Annotated in this window: 21 protein-coding genes; 9 read left to right on the forward strand and 12 right to left on the reverse strand. The window is 65.2% G+C overall.

Features of this window, described 5'->3' with window-relative positions:
- The first annotated feature begins 5 nt into the window (after positions 1-5).
- From HCR84_RS10610 to HCR84_RS10620, 3 genes are read left to right on the forward strand one after another with little or no spacing between them, the layout of a single operon-like run.
- Positions 6-872, forward strand: a complete 867-nt coding sequence (locus HCR84_RS10610; RefSeq protein ID WP_166982036.1) for an ABC transporter permease — start codon at positions 6-8, stop codon at positions 870-872.
- Complete coding sequence (locus HCR84_RS10615) at positions 869-1657, forward strand: ATP-binding cassette domain-containing protein (RefSeq protein WP_166981201.1); 789 nt, start codon at positions 869-871, stop codon at positions 1655-1657. The genes HCR84_RS10610 and HCR84_RS10615 overlap by 4 nt, the downstream gene beginning before the upstream one ends.
- Entirely contained in the window at positions 1654-2457 is an 804-nt protein-coding gene (locus HCR84_RS10620; protein ID WP_166981198.1) for an ABC transporter ATP-binding protein, read from the forward strand. Before HCR84_RS10615 ends, HCR84_RS10620 begins: the two co-directional genes overlap by 4 nt.
- Here HCR84_RS10620 and HCR84_RS10625 read toward each other — a convergent pair whose 3' ends face one another.
- The 7 genes from HCR84_RS10625 to HCR84_RS10655 are packed head-to-tail and all read right to left on the reverse strand — an operon-like array spanning position 2458 to position 8106.
- Complete coding sequence (locus tag HCR84_RS10625) at positions 2458-3879, reverse strand: amidase (protein WP_166981195.1); 1422 nt, start codon at positions 3877-3879, stop codon at positions 2458-2460.
- 28 nt (positions 3880-3907) lie between these two features.
- A complete protein-coding gene (locus HCR84_RS10630; protein ID WP_235940649.1) occupies positions 3908-4459 on the reverse strand; it encodes a GNAT family N-acetyltransferase in 552 nt (183 codons plus the stop codon).
- Between the two features lie 25 nt (positions 4460-4484).
- Entirely contained in the window at positions 4485-5147 is a 663-nt protein-coding gene (locus HCR84_RS10635; RefSeq protein WP_166982030.1) for a uracil-DNA glycosylase, read from the reverse strand.
- Positions 5148-5185: 38 nt separating this feature from the next.
- The gene (locus HCR84_RS10640) at positions 5186-5890 is read right to left on the reverse strand and encodes a Type 1 glutamine amidotransferase-like domain-containing protein (protein WP_166981192.1); all 705 of its coding nucleotides are present in this window, start codon (positions 5888-5890) and stop codon (positions 5186-5188) included.
- On the reverse strand, positions 5887-6384 hold the full coding sequence (locus HCR84_RS10645) for a phosphoribosyltransferase (RefSeq protein WP_166981189.1): 498 nt from the start codon (positions 6382-6384) through the stop codon (positions 5887-5889). The genes HCR84_RS10640 and HCR84_RS10645 overlap by 4 nt, the downstream gene beginning before the upstream one ends.
- Positions 6381-7157 carry an SDR family oxidoreductase gene (locus HCR84_RS10650; protein WP_166981186.1) on the reverse strand — a complete coding sequence of 259 codons (777 nt, stop codon included), beginning with the start codon at positions 7155-7157 and terminating at the stop codon, positions 6381-6383. The genes HCR84_RS10645 and HCR84_RS10650 overlap by 4 nt, the downstream gene beginning before the upstream one ends.
- A 10-nt stretch (positions 7158-7167) precedes the next feature.
- Positions 7168-8106: a protein kinase family protein gene (locus HCR84_RS10655; RefSeq protein ID WP_166981184.1), complete on the reverse strand. Its 939-nt coding sequence runs from the start codon at positions 8104-8106 to the stop codon at positions 7168-7170.
- 138 nt (positions 8107-8244) lie between these two features.
- Between HCR84_RS10655 and HCR84_RS10660 the strand changes: the two genes are divergently transcribed.
- The 5 genes from HCR84_RS10660 to HCR84_RS10680 all read left to right on the forward strand — a co-directional run bounded on the left by HCR84_RS10660 (position 8245) and on the right by HCR84_RS10680 (position 14059).
- Entirely contained in the window at positions 8245-9567 is a 1323-nt protein-coding gene (locus HCR84_RS10660; RefSeq protein WP_166981181.1) for a bifunctional o-acetylhomoserine/o-acetylserine sulfhydrylase, read from the forward strand.
- A 123-nt stretch (positions 9568-9690) separates the two neighbouring features.
- Positions 9691-10896, forward strand: coding sequence for a homoserine O-acetyltransferase MetX (gene metX, locus HCR84_RS10665; RefSeq protein WP_166981178.1), 1206 nt, complete (start codon positions 9691-9693; stop codon positions 10894-10896).
- Positions 10897-10954: 58 nt separating this feature from the next.
- On the forward strand, positions 10955-12190 hold the full coding sequence (locus tag HCR84_RS10670) for a sensor histidine kinase (protein WP_166981175.1): 1236 nt from the start codon (positions 10955-10957) through the stop codon (positions 12188-12190).
- Positions 12187-13377 (forward strand): hypothetical protein, encoded by a 1191-nt coding sequence (locus tag HCR84_RS10675; RefSeq protein ID WP_166981172.1) that lies wholly within the window; start codon positions 12187-12189, stop codon positions 13375-13377. The genes HCR84_RS10670 and HCR84_RS10675 overlap by 4 nt, the downstream gene beginning before the upstream one ends.
- Before the next feature lie 40 nt (positions 13378-13417).
- Positions 13418-14059 carry a response regulator transcription factor gene (locus HCR84_RS10680; RefSeq protein WP_195706631.1) on the forward strand — a complete coding sequence of 214 codons (642 nt, stop codon included), beginning with the start codon at positions 13418-13420 and terminating at the stop codon, positions 14057-14059.
- Positions 14060-14220: 161 nt separating this feature from the next.
- Here HCR84_RS10680 and HCR84_RS10685 read toward each other — a convergent pair whose 3' ends face one another.
- The 3 genes from HCR84_RS10685 to HCR84_RS10695 are packed head-to-tail and all read right to left on the reverse strand — an operon-like array spanning position 14221 to position 16634.
- Complete coding sequence (locus HCR84_RS10685; protein ID WP_166982027.1) at positions 14221-14541, reverse strand: thiamine-binding protein; 321 nt, start codon at positions 14539-14541, stop codon at positions 14221-14223.
- A 36-nt stretch (positions 14542-14577) separates the two neighbouring features.
- The gene (locus tag HCR84_RS10690; protein WP_166981165.1) at positions 14578-15792 is read right to left on the reverse strand and encodes a glycosyltransferase 87 family protein; all 1215 of its coding nucleotides are present in this window, start codon (positions 15790-15792) and stop codon (positions 14578-14580) included.
- The gene (locus HCR84_RS10695; protein ID WP_166981162.1) at positions 15789-16634 is read right to left on the reverse strand and encodes an ADP-dependent NAD(P)H-hydrate dehydratase; all 846 of its coding nucleotides are present in this window, start codon (positions 16632-16634) and stop codon (positions 15789-15791) included. The genes HCR84_RS10690 and HCR84_RS10695 overlap by 4 nt, the downstream gene beginning before the upstream one ends.
- A gap of 29 nt (positions 16635-16663) precedes the next feature.
- Here HCR84_RS10695 and HCR84_RS10700 point away from each other — a divergent pair, with 29 nt between their 5' ends.
- Positions 16664-17755, forward strand: coding sequence for an oxidoreductase (locus tag HCR84_RS10700; protein ID WP_166982024.1), 1092 nt, complete (start codon positions 16664-16666; stop codon positions 17753-17755).
- On the opposite strand, the gene HCR84_RS10705 is transcribed toward HCR84_RS10700, so the two are convergent.
- Positions 17756-18796 (reverse strand): hemolysin family protein, encoded by a 1041-nt coding sequence (locus HCR84_RS10705; RefSeq protein WP_166981159.1) that lies wholly within the window; start codon positions 18794-18796, stop codon positions 17756-17758.
- Positions 18789-20096 (reverse strand): hemolysin family protein, encoded by a 1308-nt coding sequence (locus HCR84_RS10710; RefSeq protein ID WP_166981156.1) that lies wholly within the window; start codon positions 20094-20096, stop codon positions 18789-18791. The genes HCR84_RS10705 and HCR84_RS10710 overlap by 8 nt, the downstream gene beginning before the upstream one ends.
- Between the last annotated feature and the right edge of the window lie 124 nt (positions 20097-20220).

Below are 20220 nucleotides of genomic sequence, written 5' to 3' on the forward strand. Positions count from 1 at the left end.
CGGCGATGACGTCCGTGACCAGGCGCCCCGGCTGGGTGCGCTCGCTTTTGCGCAGCCCCACCGGAATTTTCGGGCTCACGTCGACGACGATTCTCGTGCTCTGCGCGATCCTCTCTCTTCTCTGGACGCCGTATGACCCCGTGCACACGGATGTGCTTGCCAAGTGGCAGCCGCCGTCTCCGCAGCATCTGCTCGGCACAGACAACATCGGGCGCGACATCTTCAGCGTGCTGCTCGCGGGCTCGCGCGTCACCCTGCAGGTGGCAATCGGCTCGTCAATCGTCGCCGCCATCGTCGGCGTCGTGTTCGCGACGCTCGGCGCTCTCACCGCGCGCTGGTTGCGAGAGATCGTCGCCGTGTTCATTGACATTCTGATCGCGTTCCCCACCCTCCTCATCGCGATGATGCTCGCCTCGGCATTCGGCGGATCGATCATGGTGGTGATCCTCGCCGTCGGCATCAGCTTCGGCGTCAACATCGGCCGAGTCTCGCGTCCGGAGATTCGCCGTGTCTCGCGATCTGAATACGTCACGGCCGGTGTCGCCGCCGGCCTCGGCCCCGTGCGAAACCTCACACGGCACGTGCTTCCGAACGTCGCACCCGTGTTCATCGTTCAGCTCTCCTGGTGCATGGCTGTCGCCGTCCTCGCCGAGGCCGGGCTGTCGTATCTCGGTTACGGCGCACCCGTCTCAACGCCGTCGTGGGGCCGTGTGCTTGCCGAGCTGCAGAGCTACATCGGCATCCACCCGCTGTCTGTCGTGTGGCCCGGCATCGCCATCACCGTGACGGTGCTCGGCTTCAACCTGCTGGGCGATGGCCTGCGCGACGCCACCGACCCGCGCCTCGGGCGCCCGGAGGTGATCACCGCATGAGCCTCAGCATCCACGATCTCACGATCACGATCGCCGGCCGCATCGTTGTCGATCGCGTGTCGTTCGACGTCGAAGATGGGGGGCGACTCGGAATCATCGGCGAGTCGGGTTCGGGAAAGTCGATGACGGCACTCGCCGTGCTCGGGCTGCTGCCCGAGGGTGCGACAGCGACAGGAAGCATCCGTCTCGACGGCCGTGAGCTTCTCGGCCTGCCAGACAAGGATCTTGCTCGCGTGCGAGGATCCCGCTTGGGAATGGTCTTTCAAGAGCCGCGCACCGCTCTCAATCCGATTCGCACAATCGGGCGCCAGATCGTCGAGCCCGTGCGCATCCACGAGCGGCTCGGTCGTGCGCAGTGCCGAGAACGTGCGCTCGAGCTCGCGCGGCTCGTCGCGTTGAGCGACCCGGAGACCATGCTTGCGCGCTACCCGCACCAGCTCTCGGGAGGCCAGCGTCAGCGAGTGGGAATCGCGATTGCGCTTGCCGCCCGGCCGCAGCTGCTCATCGCTGACGAACCGACGACAGCGCTTGACGTCACCATCCAGGCTGAGATTCTCGCTCTCTTCGAGCGTGTCGTCAGCACGTTGGGAACCTCCCTCGTCTTCATCACCCACGATCTCGCTGTGCTGCAGTCGATCGTCGACACGGCGATCGTTCTTGATCGCGGCAGCGTTGCCGAGTCGGGAACCGTCAATGGGCTGCTCACCGCGCCGCAGTCCGCCACAACAAGAAAAATCGTGGATGCCGCTCGGGCGACGAGCTGGACGAAACCGGAGGCACAGTGACCACTCCGCTGATCCGGCTCTCTGGCGTCACCCGCGACTTCGCGAATCGGCGCGATTCTGCGTTTGCTCCGCGAACCGTGTCGCATGCTCTGCAGAGCACAAACCTTGAGATCGAGGAAGGCCGATCGATCGGCATCATCGGCGAGTCGGGTTCAGGAAAGTCGACGCTGGTTCGCCTGATGCTCGCCCTCGATGTGCCGACTGCGGGCACCGTGGAATTTCGCGGCCGCACCGTCACCCGAGGCAGACGGGCAACCTGGTTTCGGCGGCAGACGGGAATCGTCTTCCAAGACCCCTATGCGTCGCTCGATCCCCGCATGAGCGTTGGGCGAATCGTCGCTGAGCCCCTGTGGGGACTGCACATTCGCGGTGATCATCAGGCGCGCGTGCGCGAGGTGATGCAGCAGGTGGGTCTGGATGCTGAGATGGCCGGACGATACCCTCACGAGTTCTCGGGCGGCCAACGCCAGCGCATTGCCCTGGCACGGGCAATCGTGCACAATCCATGCATGCTCGTCGGCGACGAGCCGGTCAGCGCCCTCGACGTCACCGTGCGCGCCCAGATCCTCGAGCTGCTCGCCGGGCTCAAGAAGCAGCTCGGGCTCACTCTCGTTCTCGTCTCGCACGACATCGGCGTCGTTCGCGATCTCTGCGAGGAGGTGGCCGTCATGACCGATGGGCGCATCGTCGAGAAGGGAGAGACTCCGCAGGTGCTCAGCCGCCCGCAGCATCCGTACACGCAGCGGCTTCTCGACGCCGTTCCCGTGCTCGATATTCCGGATCGGCCAGCAGAAAGCTGATCACCCGGGCGCGCGGCTTTGCCACCGGATGCGGCGCTCCAGCTGAGCGCCCAGAGCGAACAGCGTCGCCTCTTCGCCCGGCCTGCCGATCAGCTGCACACCCATTGGGAGCCCGTCTGGCGTCTGGCCGACGGGAAGCGTGATCGCCGGAAGCCCCGCAACGTTCACAAACGAGGTGAACGGCTCATACTCACACTGCTGTCGAAAATTACGCTCGGGGTCGTCGGCGTCAAACCACCCGAGCGGGCGCGGGGAAAGCGCGAGCGTTGGCGTCAGCACGGCATCGAAGCGGGAGAACTGCCTGATGACGCTGCGTTCGAACTCGCTCAGGGCGCCGAGCACCGCCGTGAGCTCGCGCGCGCTCATCGCCCGCCCCCGCTCGACCAGGTGCCGCGTGAGCGGCTCAAGCTGCGTGAGCTGCACGCCGTCGACGGGCAGCGAGGCGGCAGAGGCATGCCAGAGAGCGCGGAAGCGCTCCCCGTAACGGCCGTCGTGCTCGAGAGCGAACTCCTCGATGCCGTGCCCCATATCCGTATACCGGCTGGCTGCCTCGCTGACAGCCGCCGTCGCCGCCGGGTCGATGACGATGTCAAGCTCGTCGTCAAATGGCGTATTCGTCAGGATGCCGAGCTGAAAACGCCCCTCGCCACGCACGGCAGCGCCAAGCAGATCCCCGTCGTCGTCATCGGGCGCCCGCAACGCGTAGTGATGCGGAATGCGGCCGTTCTCCCGGCCAATCATGGCGTCGAGAAGCAGAGCCGAATCGGCAACGGTGCGCGCGAGAGCGCCCCCGACAGAGAGCCCGCCGAGCGACGTCACGCCACTGGCAGACGGAATCAGACCCCGCGAAGGCTTGATGCCGACGAGACCGCATGCCGCTGCGGGAATACGTATTGAGCCACCGCCGTCGCTGCCGGGCGCGAACGGAAGAATCCGCGCCGCCACCGCAGCTGCGGCGCCCCCGCTTGACCCGCCGACGCCTCGAGTCGCGTCCCACGGGTTGCGAACCGGTCCCGTCGCGAGCGGCTCCGTGTACCCGGCAAGGCCGAATTCTGGGGTTGCCGTCTTGCCGATGCTGATGGCACCCGCCGCGTCCAGAACATCGACAAGTTCGTCGGATGCCGCAGCCACGACGCCGTGGAACGCCCGCGACCCGAAGCCCGTCGCAACTCCTGCCCGGTTGACAAGGTCTTTGTCGGCGAGGGGCAGCCCCCACAACCGGCCAGTGCGTGCCCGCCCGGACTCCACATCTGCCGCTCGCTGCCGTGCGGCATCCGCAGTCACGGTCACAAACGCGCCAAGGTGCGCATTCAGCCGCTCCGCTCTGTCGAGTGCGTGCACTGTCACCTCGGTCGGCGACGTATCGCCTGCCTGCAGGGCCCGCCAGAGGTCGAGTGCGCTCAGATCGTGGAGTTCGGCCATGCATCGAGGCTACAGTTCGACCCGTGCCTCACCGCAACGACAGCTGCAGCAGATGCACGCCGATCCAGGTGCCGAACTTGCAGCCGACGTTCTCCAGCCGCCCCACACGCCGAAACCCTGCGCGCTCGTGCAGTGCGAGCGACGCCTCGCTGCCGCTATCGCTGATGACCGCAATCATCTCGGAGTGGCCAGCCCCGCGGCACGCCACGATGAGTGCGACGAGAAGGCGCCTCCCCAGCCCTCTTCCCGTCGCCAGCGGGTCGATGTAGATCGAGTTCTCGACGGTCGGACGATAGGCATGCTTGAGCTTCCACGGCGCAGCGTACGCATAGCCGACGACGGTTCCGGATGCGGCTACCGCGACGAGCACCGGGTACCCCGCCTGCTCGAGCGTCGCGAGCCGCGTGCTCCACTCGTGAGCGTTCATCGGCTGCTCGTCGAACGTGGCATACGAGTGCGCGACGTAGTGCGCGTAGATCTCGGCCATGCGCTCCGCATCCGCAGCTGTGGCCCGCCGGATCGTGTGGCCTTCGGTCTGCTGCCCGGTTTCGGGGGCCGCCGTCTCTGCGGGTGCTGTCACATCGACAGGCTACGCGCGCCACGTTTCATGCATGTATCGCGTCGACCCGCCAGTCCACCGGCGCAGCACCCTGCTGTTCAAGAAGCTGGTTCACCCGGGAGAACGGCCGCGACCCGAAGAATCCGCGCGATGCCGACAGCGGGCTCGGGTGTGCGCTCTCAACGACCGGCGTGTCGCCGAGCATGGGCCGAAGGCTCTGCGCGTCTCGGCCCCACAGCAGGGCGACGAGCGGGGCGTCGCGTTCGACGAGAATGCGGATGGCGTGCTCGGTCACTCCCTCCCAGCCCTTTCCGCGATGCGAGGCCGGGGCGCCCGGGGCGACGGTCAGCACACGGTTGAGCAGCATCACGCCGCTGCGTGACCATGCTGTGAGGTCGCCCGTGGCAGCGGGCGGGATGCCGAGATCGTCGTTCAGCTCGCGGTAGATATTCTGCAGGCTTCGCGGCAATGGCCGCACGTGCGGATCAACAGCGAATGACAGCCCGATCGGGTGCCCGGGGGTCGGGTACGGGTCTTGGCCGACGATCAGCACGCGCACGTTCGCGAGTGGCTGCTCGAACGCGCGCAGCACCTGGTCGCCGTGCGGGAGGTAGCCGCGACCGGCGGCCGTCTCAGCACGCAGAAAATCGCCCATCTGCACAATCGGCCCGGCGACGGGCTCTAGTGCCTTGGCCCAGCCAGCATCCATGGAGCCGGACGCCGCAAGCTGCTGCAGGGTCTTCGGGGTCACGACGCTGCCGCCGTGGCGACGGTGACGCCGTGCTCGCCCGGAATCACCTGCCAGATGCTGCCACCGCCGACGACGTTCAAGCCGCCATCGGTGACAACGAGCGCGGTGTCTTCGTCAATAGCGACTCCGCCGGTCACTAGGCTCGCTTCGGTGGCGGCGATGAGCCGGGACACGGTGCCCCATTGTGCAGCGTGCACCTCGATCGTGATGTCGACGAGTCCGATTCCCTCGGCGATCTCGAGTTCGCTCTCGGCATCGCTGATCGTCGGGGGCGCGACGGCGATTCCGCCGATGCTGTACCCGGCGACAAGCGCCTTTTCCGCGGCGATGAGCGCACCGGCCGAGGTTCCAAAGTACGGCGTTCCCTCGGCGACGCGCCGTCGGATCTCACCGAGCACGGGCTGCAGCGCCCGCAGGTACTCGCGGGGGTCGCCGCCGGAGACGTAGAGCGCATCGATGTCGATGAGGTCGGCAAGCGCGGCCTCCTGCGACACCCCGTACTCGAGAACGACAGGTTCGCATTCCCCTGCCGCCGTCAACGCGTCGACGATCTCATCTGGCCGGGTCTTTCGATAGTGCCTGCCCGTGTAGATCACGGCGATGCGGGGAACCGTCGCGTCTCGGCGAGCGCTGCTTCGCGCAGCATCCGCCACGAAATCGGCAAGCGGCGGTTCGCCTCCCCCGCTCAGATAGATGCTCACGCTGTGGCCTCCACGCTCGGTTCGGCATCGACGGGAGGAAGAGCCGACCAGGGAAAGGTGATCCATTTGTCTGTGCGGCGCCACACGAAGTCCGGCTCGAGCACGGTGCGCGGCTTCGAGTACAGCGTCACCGAGCGCACATCGGCGCCGTGCCTGCCGAGCAGCTCGACGACGAGGGCGAGCGTCTTTCCCGAGTCAGAGACGTCGTCGACGAGAAGCACGCGCTTGCCCGCGAGGCTCGGGGCATCGAGGGCTGGCGGCAGAACGACGGGCTCGGGAAGCGTCTCATGGATGTCTGTGTAGAACTCAACGTTGATGCTGCCGCAGTTCTTTGTGCCAAGCGCATAGGCGATCGATCCGGCGAGCAGCAGCCCTCCGCGCGCGACGGCGACGACAATGTCTGGGCGAGGGCCGTCGTCAAGCACCTGGCGAGCCAGGGCGCGCGATGCCTCGCCGAAGTCGGTCCACGTCAGTACTTCGCGTTCTTGGCTCATGTCGTTACCTTCAGCTCTCCTCTGACGAGTTTGTGGGGCGCCGCCTGCGCGACGGGCTTCACCGTGATCTGGTCGATGTTGACGTGCGCGGGCAGCTCAAGCGAATGCGCGATCGTCTCGGCGATGTCGTCTGCGGTGAGCGGATGCGGCACGTCGGCGTAGACGGCATCCGCCGCTTTCTTGTCGCCTCCGAGCCGAACAAGCGAGAATTCCTCGGTGTGCACGAGCCCGGGCGCCACGTCGATGACCCGAATCGGCTCGCCAGCGAGCTCGAGGCGAAGCACCTGCAGCAGGGCACGCTGCGCGAACTTCGCGGCGTTGTACCCGCCGCCCTTCTCGTACGCGACCTGCCCGGCGATGGAGGTGACACCAAGAATGGATGCCGCGCCTCCCTGCTCGATCGAGGCGCGAAGCACCGGCAGCAGCGCAGAGACCACGCGCTTCGTGCCCAGAACGTTCACATCGAACATGCGCGCCCAATCGTCGACATCGGACTCTTCGACAGTGTCGAGCCCCAGCGCACCGCCCGCGTTGCTCACCAGCACATCGGCGCCGCCCGACTCGGCGACGTATGCGGCGAGCGCGTCGACATCTGCCTGGTCTGTGACGTCGCACACACGTACGTCGGCTCCCGTTGCGCGCTTCAGCTCCTCGAGGCGATCGGCCCGTCTGGCGACGCCGACGACGTCCCATCCCCGATGTGCCAACTGAGCGACTGTCGCCCATCCGATTCCTGAACTTGCTCCTGTGACGACGGCGCGGCGAAAGGTCATGTTCTTAAGACTATGTGGTTGTGTGGCCCTGCTCCACTCGCTCGCGCACCCATGCGAGCGCCGCCTCACCCTCGGCTCGCTGAAACGCCCGCAGCGTCGGCATGAAAGGCGGTGCCGGTCTCCGAGCCTTGTCGAGAAAGTGCCCAGCCAGGCCCGCGAGCACAGCGGTGATCGCGTCGTCTGCGGCCCCGGCGAAGATCGGATGCGCCGTCACGAGTCGGTTGGCATCGATCGGCTCCGCGCGCAGGCGAGCGTCAATCAAGTAGGCGAGTGCGTCGAACCATCGGCAGCCGATCGTCGCCCAGGGCCAGTCGACGATGCGAACAGTGCCATCCGCTTCAACAAGAAGGTTATCTGCGCGCGTATCGCAGTGCAGCAGCCAGTCGCCGCGCAGCGCCTCCGTTGCGCCGGAGGCAAGCTCGGCGAGCGCGTCACAATGAGCAGAGGCCCACGGGGGAAGATCAGCATCCGACGCGTCGATCAGACTCGTCCACGCCGTCATGTTCTCCGCCTCGTCATCGGCCACGATGGGAAGCCCGTGACCGTCGGCAAGGCGCGGCAGAGACGCGAGCGCATCGAGAACTCGCTCGGTATCCCCGGGCCGACCATCGGGGTGCCTGCCCTCGACATCATCGATGACAAGTGCGAACCAATTCTCATCTTCGGCCGTGCCGATCAGTCCCGGCGCCACAGGGCCAAGCGGAATCGTGTCGAGAATGCTCGCCTCACGCCGATGCAGCGCGACGGTTTCTTCGTTGCGCCGCCGATCGGCGGCCTTCACGAAGGCGCAGCCCCCGTCTGCCGTCGACACGCGGGCCGCGATACCTGTCGAAAATCCTCGCGGCTGGCTGTCTGCCGAAACGACGTCGCCGATCACTCTCGAGATTTCGGCGATCAGGTTCTCGGGCAGGTCCGACCAGATCTGACGTGTGTGAGTCGCAGCATCCATCTGCAGATTTTAGCGGCAGCCGCCACACGAAGATGACGTCATGTTTCGCCGCCCCTTGGCCTTCCGCGTGCGCGAACGTACTCTCGGATGTACAAGCCACACGTCTCAGCGACCCCCAACCCACGACAGAGGACAATCATGACCGACGCACATTCGGACTGGAAGTTCGAGACCCTTCAGATTCACGCAGGCGCGGCACCCGACCCCGTCACCAAGGCCAGGGCAACGCCGATCTACCAGACGACGAGCTATGTGTTCGACAACACCGAGCACGCCAAGAACCTCTTCGCGCTTGCCGAGTTCGGCAACATCTACACCCGCATTCAGAACCCGACGCAAGACGTCGTCGAGCAGCGCATGGCAGCCCTTGAGGGCGGAACGGGAGCACTGCTGCTCGCGTCAGGCCAGGCAGCATCGACCTTCTCGATTCTCAACATCGCCCAGGCAGGCGACCACATCGTCTCGTCGTCGTCGATCTACGGTGGAACGTACAACCTGTTCAAGTACACGCTGGCAAAGCTGGGCATCGAGGTGACCTTCGTCGAAGACCAGGACGACCTCGAGGAATGGCGCCGCGCCATCCGTCCCAATACAAAGGCGCTCTTCGCCGAGACGATCGGGAACCCGCGCATCAACGTGCTTGACATCTCCGGCGTCGCCGAGGTCGGCCACTCGCACGACGTTCCGCTGATCGTCGACAACACGATCGCGACGCCATACCTCATCCGTCCGCTCGATTACGGCGCAGACATCGTCGTGCACTCGGCAACGAAATTTCTCGGAGGACACGGCACCGTCATCGGCGGCGTCATCGTCGACGGTGGAAAGTTCGAGTGGTCAAAGCACGTCGACAAGTTCCCGGGCCTCACCGAACCCGACCCGTCGTACCACGGCGCCAGCTACACGACGGTGCTCGGCGATTCGATCGCCTACATCATCAAGGCGCGCGTGCAACTGCTGCGCGACCTCGGCTCGGCAATCGCACCGGCAAGCGCATGGCAGCTCATTCAGGGCATCGAGACGCTGTCACTGCGCATTGAACGCCACGTTCAGAATGCGCAGGAGATCGCCGAGTGGCTCGAGGCGCACCCGGACATCGCCAGCGTGAGCTACTCCGGCCTCCCGTCGAGCCCCTGGTACGAGAAGGCAAACCACTACGCACCCAAGGGCGTTGGGGCTGTTCTTTCGTTCGAGCTCAAGGGCGGCGCCGACGCAGGTCGCGCCTTCGTGAACAGCCTTCAGCTGTTCTCGCATCTGGCGAACATCGGCGACGTGCGCTCGCTCGTGATTCACCCGGCATCGACGACGCACTCGCAGCTCTCCCCCGAGCAGCAGCTCACCGCTGGCGTCACGCCGGGGCTGGTACGGCTGTCCGTCGGACTCGAGAACCTTGACGACCTCAAGGCCGACCTCGAGCAGGCATTCACCACGGCCCGCGAGGTGTCGCAGGCTTCGCGCTGAGTCGACAGTCACCAGAGGGGCGGATGCTGACGGCATCCGCCCCTCTGTCGTTCTCACGGCGGATGCGGTGGCCGCGACCGTAACAATGCCCTGGCGCTCAGACAGGGACGACAGAATGAGTCCATGGACTCGCAGCGCCTCGATGACACCGTGCCATGGAGCTTCATCACCGAAGCTGACAGCCGCACCGTCATCGGACGCCCTCCGGCAACGGGGGCCTGGCGAGACGGCGACCCCTCAGGACGTCGCCAGTTCGCCCCGCTCGGCGCGTTCTCGTGTGAAGCGGGCGCAGCCCTTCCATTTGTGCGCATCGCGTACGAAACCTGGGGCACCCTCAACGAGAATCGCGACAATGCAATTCTCATTCTGCACGCGCTGACGGGCGACTCGCACGTTCGCGGGCCCGCTGGAGACGGCCACCCCACGGCCGGTTGGTGGGAAGAGATCGTCGGGCCGCAGAAGGTGATCGACACCGATCGCTACTTCGTCGTGGCGCCGAATATGCTGGGCGGCTGCCAGGGTTCGACAGGGCCAGCGAGCTTTGCGCCAGACGGCGCCGAATGGGGCGCTCGTTTTCCCTACACGACAATCCGCGACCAGGTTGACGCACAGGCTCGGCTCGCCGACCTGCTCGAGATTGACGTCTGGGCGGCCGTCGTCGGCGGGTCGATGGGCGGCATGCACGCTCTCGAGTGGGGAGCAATGTTTCCCGATCGCGTACAGCGTCTGGCGATCCTCGCGGCGCCACCTGAGACAACGGCAGATCAGATCGCCCAGAACACCGTGCAGATCGAAGCGATTCGCACCGACCCGCACTTTCACGGCGGCGCGTACTACGACGCGACAGACGGCAACGGGCCCTACCGCGGTCTCGCGCTCGCGCGTCGGCTCGCCATGATCAACTATCGAAGTCCCCATGAGCTCAATTCGCGCTTCGCCCGTTCATGGCAATCCGAGATCAGCCCCCTCGGCAACGGCGGCCGCTTCGCCGTCGAGTCCTACATCGATTTTCACGGCAACAAGTTCACTCGCCGCTTCGATGCGAACAGCTACTCGGTGCTCGTCGAGGCAATGAACTCACACGACGTCGGTCGTGGCCGCGGCGGCATCGACGAGGCATGCTCCCGCGTGACGATGCCAACGCTCGTCCTCGGAATCGACAGCGACAGGCTCTTCCCTGTCTCTGGACAAGACGTCATCGCCGCAGCCGTTCCCGGAAACATCGACGGAGACAAACCGATGGTCATCAGTTCCGATTTCGGCCACGACGCGTTTCTCATTGAAAATGCGCTTGTCTCTCGGCAATTGGCACGTCTTCTCAGCGTCTGACCAGCAACCCCATAAACTGAGGGTTGCAGGCGCGAGACGTTCGTGAGGGGTGAGGCGCATGGCCGTATGGCGCGAGATCGCTCCGTCCGCCCCCGGAAGTCAGCAGCGTGAGTCCCTCGAGTACTTCGATACGCAGCATGCACAGCTCGTGTCGGCGACTGCGCTCTCCTTCTGCCTTGTCGCCACGGCAATGTCACTCGTCGCGATGCTCATGCCCGACGCAATCGCGAGTGGCTGGATTCCCACAGCGATTTTCGCGCACCTCCTCCTCGCCGCGGCGACGCTCTGGACATGGCGACGCCGAACCCTGCTCGGTCAGGCGTGCGTTGTCGGAGCGGGCCTGACGACGCTCGTCGTCATCACCGCAGCGGTGCCTCCCTCCGGCATCAACTTCACGCTCGGAGCAGCGATGTGCGTCATTGCGGGCTGGGGAATCGGTTCGCTTGCGGTCTCCCTCACCGCAACTCGCGGCGGCATTCTCGCGATCGGCGCCGTCTTCGTCGCCACCGAGCTCTCGTGTCTGCTTCTCGCGCACTCCATCGACGTTCCGACGGCAAACGTTTGGGGCATCGTCGGCCTTGTCACTGTGCTCTGGCTCCTGTGCCTGGTGTTCGGCGTGTGGCTCGTCAGTAGCAGGGCCCGTGTCATGCGACGCATCGTCAGCATCGGCCGCGCTCACAACCTCGAACGACGGGCAAGCGAAACCGAGGCTGCGCGGCTGCGCGATGCCCGGCTCCTCCACGACACGGCGCTCGCGACGCTGTCGATCCTCGCCCACTCGGGTGTCGGCGTCGACGCCGAGACCCTTCGCGCCCAGGCGGCAAGCGACCGCGAGCTGCTCGCACGGCTGCGTCGTGGTGAGAGTCCCTCGCCCCGAGCATCCGGGCAATACACGCTCACCAACACGGCAGAGCTGCAACTCGGCGAGACGCTCGAATCGGTGAAGAAGCGCTTCAACGGAACAGAGCTCGACGTCACGTGGCACGGCTCCGGCCAGCTCGGACTCGCCCATGCCAAGCTCGATGCGTTCATCCACGCGCTCACCGAGTGCGTCGAAAACGTGCGACGACACGCGAAGGTGACCGAAGCGCACGTCACCCTCAGCGACGACGGCACAATCGTGCGCGGTGTCGTCACCGACGCCGGTGTCGGGTTCGATCCGTCGCAGATTCCCGACCGGCACATGGGATTCCGCCAGTCTGTCGTCGCTCGCATCGAGGAGATCGGCGGCACTGTGCGTGTCTTCTCTTCCCCCGGTGCCGGTGCGACCGTGGTGCTGGAGGTGCCCAAGTGAGCCTCCCTGAACCGAGCGGATCAACGCGCGCGCGCACAGCCGGGCTTCGCGCAACGTCTCAGGCCGCGCTCGGCACCGCGCGGCTCGGGGTCGGCCCCGGCTTCGCCGGAGCCGTCATCGTCGTCTATTCCTTCGTTCGGTTTGTCTCAAACATTGCCGCCTACCCTCAGCTGCCCGGAAACATCGGCGCATGGCTTCTCTTCATCGCCACTCTCATCGCCGTCACCTGGCATGTGCGACGCACGGGTTACCACCTGAGCGGACGTGCATTCTGGATCGCATCGATCCCTCTCGCCGGCGTCGCCTCGCTCGACGTCACGGCGGTCTGGGGGTACGTCGACTCCGGCACTTTTCCCACAGCGGCATGCGCCATCGGCGGCGTTCTCATCGGTGCCCTTTCGCTCAGACCGATCAGAGAGATCGTGACGTGCACGGGAGTGCTCGCGCTCGTTCTGATCACCGCCATCCTGTCGAGCGAACACGACAGGGCGATCTCCCTCGGCGCGGAGCTCGTGATGCTCGCGGTCTCCATCGTTCCTCCCCTCATCGGCAGTCTCACCATGAACGCCTATCGGTCGCTCAGTCGAAAGGCTCTCGACCGGGTGATGGTGCAGAGCACGGTCACGGCTCCCGCCTTCGGGCCCGAGCTGATGGCCTCCGAGCGGCTCGCATCGGTCGACCGTGAAGTGGAGGTCATCTTTGAGAAGGTGGCATCGGGCGAACTCGAGCTCCCTCTTTCCCCCGACGTCGCCGACCACGCCGCCGCGCTGGCGACGGAGCTGCGCAGCTACCTTGTTTCAGGCAGGCAGAACACCTGGCTGCAACACGCCGTCATCGAATCGGGGGTGCTGCGAGGAAGCCTCGACCTTGACGATGTAAATGCCACGGCCGCCTTGCTTCAGCCCGCCCAGCGCGAGGGACTTCTCTCAGCGCTGTGGCTTCTCGCTCTCTCGGCTGAGGGAACGGCGCTTCGAACGCACGTGCGCATCGGCGAGGTGTACTCGGTGCAGCGCGTGTCCGGGCCCGAGCGACGCTGCCATATTGAGATTCTCGTCGCCGATATCAAACGCAACCGCGTCGAGCCCGCTGCATGGGCCGCCCTGCGCAGTGTCGGTGACCTGGTGGATACTCAGACCCCGCAGGGAATGCGGTTTGCCGTCGAATGCGCGATAAGCATCGGCCAATGACCCCCGACCAGTAGACTGCCAAGACAGAGAGGACATCGTGATGACTCCAAGCAAGATCCGTGTGGCGATCGTCGACGACCACCGCATGATCCTGAGCGCGTTCACCCAGTGGATCACCGACAGCGCGGACGACGTGGATGTGATCACAGCTGTGCCGACCTGGCCCGAGCTGCTCACGCATCCCAGCTTCCCTGTCGATGTGGTTCTTCTCGATCTCGATCTCAAAGACAACATCCCCGTGTCGCTCAAGCTCGCGACGCTGAAGACAACCGGGGCGCAGACCGTGGTCATGAGCGCATACTCCGACCCCGGAGTCGTGCGAGAGGCGCTCGCTGCGGGCGCCGTGGGCTATCTCGTGAAAAGCGAGCCGGCCTCGGCCATGGTTGAGGCGATTCGCTCGGCTCAGCGCGGAGAGTCGTACATCTCGGCCGAACTCGATGCCGCACTCGGGCGGGCGTCATCGGCATCACCTCGGCTGAGTGCGCAAGAACGCCGTGTCATGGCGCTCTATGCCGCGGGCGACCCGGTGAAGTCTGTTGCCTATGAGCTCAGCATCTCCGAGGAGACGGCGAAGTCCTACCTCAAGCGCATTCGCGAGAAGTATCGAAGCAAGGGCATCGATGTCGGAACGAAGGTCGCCCTGCGCAAACAGGCGATTGTCGACGGCATCATCGTCAACTAGCCGAAACAATCAGCCGGCAGCAGTGAGCGCAGCTGTCAGAGTGGCGGCGCTCAACGCGGGTACAGGACGCTCCGGTCGCTCGACGGCACGAATCGGAATCAGCACTCCCCTTACGGGGGCTGTACTCCTGCAGCCCGGCAGGTTGTCAGCGCGACGACCGGTTAAGATCCCCGGACATCTTCGTCGTCGATCGCTGACTCCATACGCTGAATCTTCGCGTCGATCTCGCCCTCGTACCCGGGTCGGATGTCTGCCTTGATCACAAGCGATATCCGAGATCCAAAAGGCTCCACGGCTTTCGTTGCGCGCTTCACGACGTCGAACACCTCGTCCCAGGAGCCTTCAAGCTCCGTAAACATGCTGGACGTTCTGTTCGGCAGACCCGACTCCCGCACAATTCTCACGGCGGCCGCCACCGCATCGTGCACGGATGCATCCTCCCGACCTGTTCCGCTCGGGGCAACTGAAAAAGCGACAAGCATACTCATACCTCCAGCTCCCAGTGTTGCACTGATGTCTCAGACGAGCGTCGACAGCGCAGCATCCGCTCGCCAATGGGCGGCGCTGCCGGCCCGCCACAGCTTTGCGACGGCCCAGCCCAGCAGGACGATGGTGCCGATGTTCCGAACGGTGAGCACGACGAGCATCGGAATCCACGTATTCAGCAGCAGACTGTAGAGATACGGGTACACCACCTGCGTCAGCGCGCACATGGCGAGCACGATCGCGGCGGGAACAACGAAATCACGTCCCTTGATGACGAGCCCGACGATCACGGGAACGAAGAGCCACACCATGAACTGCGGCGACCCCACCTTGTTGAAGACGATGAGCGCCGCCACGAGCGCCAGCATGAGGGCGGGAAGAATTGATGCCCTCGCCGCGCCCATGCGATCGGCTCGGATGCCGATCAGCGCAACGGAGAGCACAGCGGCGATGAGCAACGGAGTTGCCAGTGCGATCGCCACGTCCACGTCGGTTCCGGTCACCTGAAACGTGAGAATCTCACGGTCGTAGTAGACGAAGAATCCCGGGACTCCGAGCGCTGCCTGCCACAGGTAGACCATCGACAGCGGAGCCTCGATCTGCAGCCCCCTGCCCGTCTGCTCCGTGAGGAAGCTGAAAACGTTCCAGCCCGAGCCGAGGGCGAGCGCACCGCCAACCACCGCAATGGTGACGGCTACTCCCGCGAGCACAATGCGCACCCGTGCCCTCAGAACAATGACCAGGCTCGCAATCAGCGCTGCGGGCCAGACTTTCATCCATGTCGCAACAGCGAGCGCGGCTCCGGCGAGCGCGGGATAGCGCAGTGCAAGCAGCGCGCCGACGATGGCGAGGGGAACCGTCACGGCATCAACCCGCGCGAGCGCGATCGGCCCGAGGCAGGCGAGCCCGGCGATCCACCACCACGCGGCCATGCGGCGCCTGCGGCCGCCCCGAACGAGCACGGAGAATGCCAGCAGATCGAGAACGGTCACCAGCACGAGCCAGGTGAGCCCGAAGTTCCCGAAGCCGGCGACCGAGGCGGCGAGCATCGGCACGATCGCGAGAAGGGGATATACCCACGGAGTATCGATCCCGACGACGAACTGCTCATTCATCGCTTGGCCGACCCAGGGCTTGTACACGAGCGTCACATCGCCGAGAGGGAGCCCCGGTGCATTAAGACACAGCCACGCCAGGGCGCCGTGAACAACGAGAAACGACACCCACAGGACCGCCCGATTTCTCACCCGTTCATCATATGAGTCGATCCGAGAAGGGAACGCACGGCATCGGGCAGCGCTTCGGCGATATCGAGAGCGGCGATGGGGCCGCCTCTCGAAGCGTGGCGCGCCGCGCGGTCGTGCAGCAGCGCGGCCGTCGCCGCCGCCTGCGCGACAATCTGGGCGTCACCGTCGATGCTCGTTGCCAGCATCGCCCCCAAGATGCCGGCGAGGACATCCCCCGAACCAGCGGTCGCCAGCCAGGGCGTCGCCCCGGATACCGTGACACGGCTTCCCTCGGGCGACACGATGCGGGTGGTGCTTCCCTTGAGCAGAACGGTCACCTGCAGGTCCTCGGCGGCCCGCAGCGCCCACGTCTCGGGAGCGCTCTTCACCGCATCTGGGGTCACGTCGTGCCCGCGCGAGCTGAGCAGCCGCGCGAGTTCGCCCGCGTGCGGCGTCACGACAACGCTGCTGCGATCACGCACCGCCGCCACATCGGCCAGAGCACCCGCATCGAGAACCACGGGGAGGCCCGATTGCAGCGCCTCGTCGACATCGTCAGCTCCGTCTGCCCTGGCGTCGTCATCGAAACCCGAGCCGATCAGCCACGCCTGAACACGCCCCGACACCGTCACAACCTCGGGACGACGACGCAGCACGGCCTCAGCGACCTGTTCTTGCCCCAGGTACCGCACCATCCCGACGCCCGCGCGGACGGCAGCCTCCACGCCGAGAACGGCCGCTCCGGGGAACGCGCTCGACCCCGTCAGCACTCCGAGCACGCCGCGTGAGTATTTGTCATCGCTCTCGGTCGGCACTCGAATGCGCGCCGCCGCATCGGCATCCGTCCATTCAACCCAACTCATACTCACCACGATAGATTGGATGCGTGTCAATGTCCCCCGAAACTTCTCCCTTGTTCACTCCCCTGCGTGTCGGACGTACGACAACCCGCAATCGTGTCTGGCTGTCGCCGATGTGCCAGTATTCCTGTCTCGAACGCGATGGAATGCCGAATAACTGGCATTTCTCACATTTGACGGGCTTTGCCGCAGGCGGCTTCGGTCTCGTGATGACCGAGGCGACGGCCGTCGTCCCTGAGGGACGCATTTCGGATCGCGATACCGGAATCTGGTCACGCGCTCAGGGCGAAGCGTGGGCGCAGATCGTCAGTGCGATCAACGAACGCGGCGCCACAGCGGGAATCCAGCTTGCGCACGCGGGGCGTAAGGCGTCGACGTACGCACCGTGGGGCGAAACGGCTCAGGGCACCATTCCCGTGGCAGACGGCGGGTGGCAGACCGTCGCGCCGTCGCCCATCGAATTCGGCAGACTGGATGCGCCGAGACAACTTGAGAGCGCCGAGATCGACGACATCGTCACAGCGTTCGCCGATGCGGCGGCGCGCGCGGTCGACGCCGGCTTCGATGTCGTCGAGCTCCACGCAGCACACGGATACCTGCTGCATCAGTTTCTCTCTCCCGCCTCAAACACCCGAACGGATGAGTACGGCGGAAACGCCGAGAACAGGGCACGACTGCTGATTCGCGTCGTGGAGGCCGTGCGTTCAGCGATCGGCGATACCGCACTGATGGTGCGGCTCTCGGGAACCGACTGGTCGGATGCTGAAACAGAACGCTGGGATGCCGATGCGTGCGCCGCTGTGGCGTCGCGTGCCGAGGCAGCGGGCGCCGACGGCTTTGACATCTCGAGCGGCGGAATCCTCACAAACGCGCAGATTCCCCTCGAAGCCGGCTACCAGGTGCAGTTCGCCACGCGCGTTCGCGACGCTGTCTCTGTTCCTGTGAGCGCGGTCGGCCTCATCGAGGACGCCTCATTCGCCGAGCAGCTCGTCGCGTCACAGCGTGCCGATGCCGTGATGCTGGGCCGTGCGGCACTGCGCAACCCGCAGTGCGCAAATGCCTGGGCGTCACAGCTTCACGCGCCGACGTCGTTCGTTCCCGGACAGTACGAGCGCGCCTACTGATTAACGCTGGGTGGCATCTTCGACCGTGCCGACGAGCTCCTCGATGATGTCTTCGAGAAACAGAACGCCGGTGGGATTTCCGTCGCGGTCGAACGCCTGCGCAAGGTGCGCTCCCGAGAGGCGCATGCTCGTCAGCGCGTCTTCGAGGTCTGTGCCGTCGTACAGCGATACGAGCTGGCGGATGCGCTTGCCCGGAATCGGCTCATCGTCGTCTTCCTGCTCCATCGAGCCCCTCAGAACATCCTTCAGATGAATGTACCCCGAGGGGAGCCCGTTATCGTCGACGATCACGTATCGGGAGAACCCGCGCTTTGCGATTGCACGCTGGATCTGCGATGGCGTCGCCTCAGACGTCAGCGTCACGAGGTTCTCGAGCGGAATGGCGACGTCGCGCACCTTCTTGTTCGTGAACTCGAACGCGGCACCGAGTGTGCCGGTCGCGTCCGTCAGCATTCCCTCGCGCTGAGACTGCGACACGATCGTCGCAACCTCCTCAAGCGTGAACGTCGAGTTCGCCTCGGTCTTCGGCTCGACACCGAACATCTTCAAGACGAGGTTCGCCATTTCGTTCAAGAACCAGATCACCGGCTTGAACACGCGGCCGATCCACACGAGCGGCCGCGCAAGCAGAAGCACTGCAGTGTCCGGCTTCGAGAACGAGATGTTCTTCGGAACCATTTCGCCGAACACGACGTGCAAATATGACACGAGCAGGAGCGTGACGACGAACGAGACGGTGTCGACAACGTCAACGCTCAGCCCCGTGAGACCGAGCGGGCCCGCGAGCAAGTGGTGGATCGCCGGTTCCGACACGTTAAGAATGAGCAGCGAGCACACGGTGATGCCGAGCTGACTCGTCGCCAGCATAAGCGTTGCGTGCTCCATTGCCCACAGCGCCACCTTCGCGCTGCGTTTTCCCTTTTCGGCGAGCGGCTCGATCTGCGAGCGGCGCGCCGAAATGACGGCGAACTCCGCGCCGACGAAGAAGGCGTTGCCGAGCAGCAGCACGACAAGCCAGACGATTCCCAGCCAGTCACTCATCGGGCTGCTCCTCCCCTCTGGTGAATCGCACTCTGTCGATGCGCCGCCCGTCCATCCTCGTCACCCGGAGCGTTCCCTCGCTGATCGTTACCTCGTCGCCCACATCGGGCAGTCGACCGAGTTCACTCACGATGTACCCGGCGACGGTCTCGTATGGTCCGTCTTCCGAGATCTGCACCCCCGTGCGCTCGCGGAGCTCGTCTGGGCGGAGGCTTCCCGAGAAGACGACACCGGATGCTGTCCGCACCACGCCGGCGCGCGTACGGTCATGCTCGTCCGTCACTTCACCGACGATCTCCTCCACGAGATCTTCCAGCGTTGCAACGCCTGCTGTTCCGCCGTACTCATCGACGACAACGGCCATCTGGTAGCCGTGCCTCCGCAGCCGCGGGATGAGCGAGTCCAGTCGCATCGTCTCGGGAACGCGCACGATCTCCGATTGCAGCGCCGATACGGGAACGTCGCTGCGCCGGGACTTCGGCACGGCCACAGCCTGCTTCACGTGGACGAGCCCGACGATGTCATCGATGTCCTCATCGGTCACGGGAAACCGCGAATAGCCTGTCGCCCGGGTCAGATCGATGACCGACTGGGCAGAGTCGGTGCGGTTCACCGCGTCAACCTGAGGGCGGGGAGTCATGACGTCAGATGCCGTTCGTCCCGAGAACTGCAGCGTGCGATCAAGAAGCGTCGCCGTGTCGCGTTCGAGCGTGCCCGCCCCCGCGCTGCGGCGCACGAGGCTCGAGAGCTCTTCAGCCGAGCGTGCTCCGGAAAGCTCTTCCTTCGGCTCAATGCCCATCGCGTGCAGTATCGAGTTGGCGCTGCCGTTCAGCAGCAGCACCGCCGGCTTGAACACGGCAGTGAAGGCGACTTGGAACGGAACAGCGATCTTCGCCGTCGCTCGCGGAACAGCGAGCGCGAAGTTCTTAGGAACGAGCTCGCCGACGATCATTGACACGAGCGTTGCAATGCCAACGGCGACGACCGTCGCAATGGGGCGAACGATGGCCTCGGGTGCTCCCCACGCGAGGGCGGGTCCGAGCAGCAGCGAGGTGAAGGCCGGCTCGAGCGTGTACCCGGTGAGCAGCGTCGTCAGCGTGATTCCGAGCTGCGCACTCGACAGATGCGTCGACGTGACCTTCAACGCGGCGATCGTCATTCCGAGGCGCGTCTCGCCTCGATCACGGCGAGCCTCAAGGTCAGCGCGGTCCAGATTGACGAGCGCGAATTCGCTTGCGACGAAAAGACCAGTTCCAGCAGTCAGCACCAGGCCAATGGCGAGCAGGACAAGGTCAGGCACGGGGAGCCTCCTTCAGGAGGCTGGGTCTATGAGAGTCCGATGCGACGGCAGGGGGAGGGTCGTCCATGATGCGATAAGTATACGACGCGACGCACGTGCTTTTCCTGTCAGGTCGCCGCGCGCG

It is taken from the genome of Paramicrobacterium fandaimingii (assembly GCF_011751745.2).
Taxonomy (GTDB): domain Bacteria; phylum Actinomycetota; class Actinomycetes; order Actinomycetales; family Microbacteriaceae; genus Paramicrobacterium; species Paramicrobacterium fandaimingii.

Bases quoted from the DNA above. Each gene is read 5' to 3' on its own strand.
- HCR84_RS10610 (WP_166982036.1), top strand. From the start codon at position 6: ATGACGTCCGTGACCAGGCGCCCCGGCTGGGTGCGCTCGCTTTTGCGC.
- HCR84_RS10615 (WP_166981201.1), top strand. From the start codon at position 869: ATGAGCCTCAGCATCCACGATCTCACGATCACGATCGCCGGCCGCATC.
- HCR84_RS10625 (WP_166981195.1), bottom strand. From the start codon at position 3,879: ATGGCCGAACTCCACGATCTGAGCGCACTCGACCTCTGGCGGGCCCTG.
- HCR84_RS10635 (WP_166982030.1), bottom strand. From the start codon at position 5,147: ATGGATGCTGGCTGGGCCAAGGCACTAGAGCCCGTCGCCGGGCCGATT.
- HCR84_RS10645 (WP_166981189.1), bottom strand. From the start codon at position 6,384: ATGAGCCAAGAACGCGAAGTACTGACGTGGACCGACTTCGGCGAGGCA.
- HCR84_RS10650 (WP_166981186.1), bottom strand. From the start codon at position 7,157: ATGACCTTTCGCCGCGCCGTCGTCACAGGAGCAAGTTCAGGAATCGGA.
- HCR84_RS10655 (WP_166981184.1), bottom strand. From the start codon at position 8,106: ATGGATGCTGCGACTCACACACGTCAGATCTGGTCGGACCTGCCCGAG.
- HCR84_RS10660 (WP_166981181.1), top strand. From the start codon at position 8,245: ATGACCGACGCACATTCGGACTGGAAGTTCGAGACCCTTCAGATTCAC.
- metX (WP_166981178.1), top strand. From the start codon at position 9,691: ATGGACTCGCAGCGCCTCGATGACACCGTGCCATGGAGCTTCATCACC.
- HCR84_RS10670 (WP_166981175.1), top strand. From the start codon at position 10,955: ATGGCCGTATGGCGCGAGATCGCTCCGTCCGCCCCCGGAAGTCAGCAG.
- HCR84_RS10680 (WP_195706631.1), top strand. From the start codon at position 13,418: ATGACTCCAAGCAAGATCCGTGTGGCGATCGTCGACGACCACCGCATG.
- HCR84_RS10685 (WP_166982027.1), bottom strand. From the start codon at position 14,541: ATGCTTGTCGCTTTTTCAGTTGCCCCGAGCGGAACAGGTCGGGAGGAT.
- HCR84_RS10695 (WP_166981162.1), bottom strand. From the start codon at position 16,634: ATGAGTTGGGTTGAATGGACGGATGCCGATGCGGCGGCGCGCATTCGA.
- HCR84_RS10700 (WP_166982024.1), top strand. From the start codon at position 16,664: ATGTCCCCCGAAACTTCTCCCTTGTTCACTCCCCTGCGTGTCGGACGT.
- HCR84_RS10705 (WP_166981159.1), bottom strand. From the start codon at position 18,796: ATGAGTGACTGGCTGGGAATCGTCTGGCTTGTCGTGCTGCTGCTCGGC.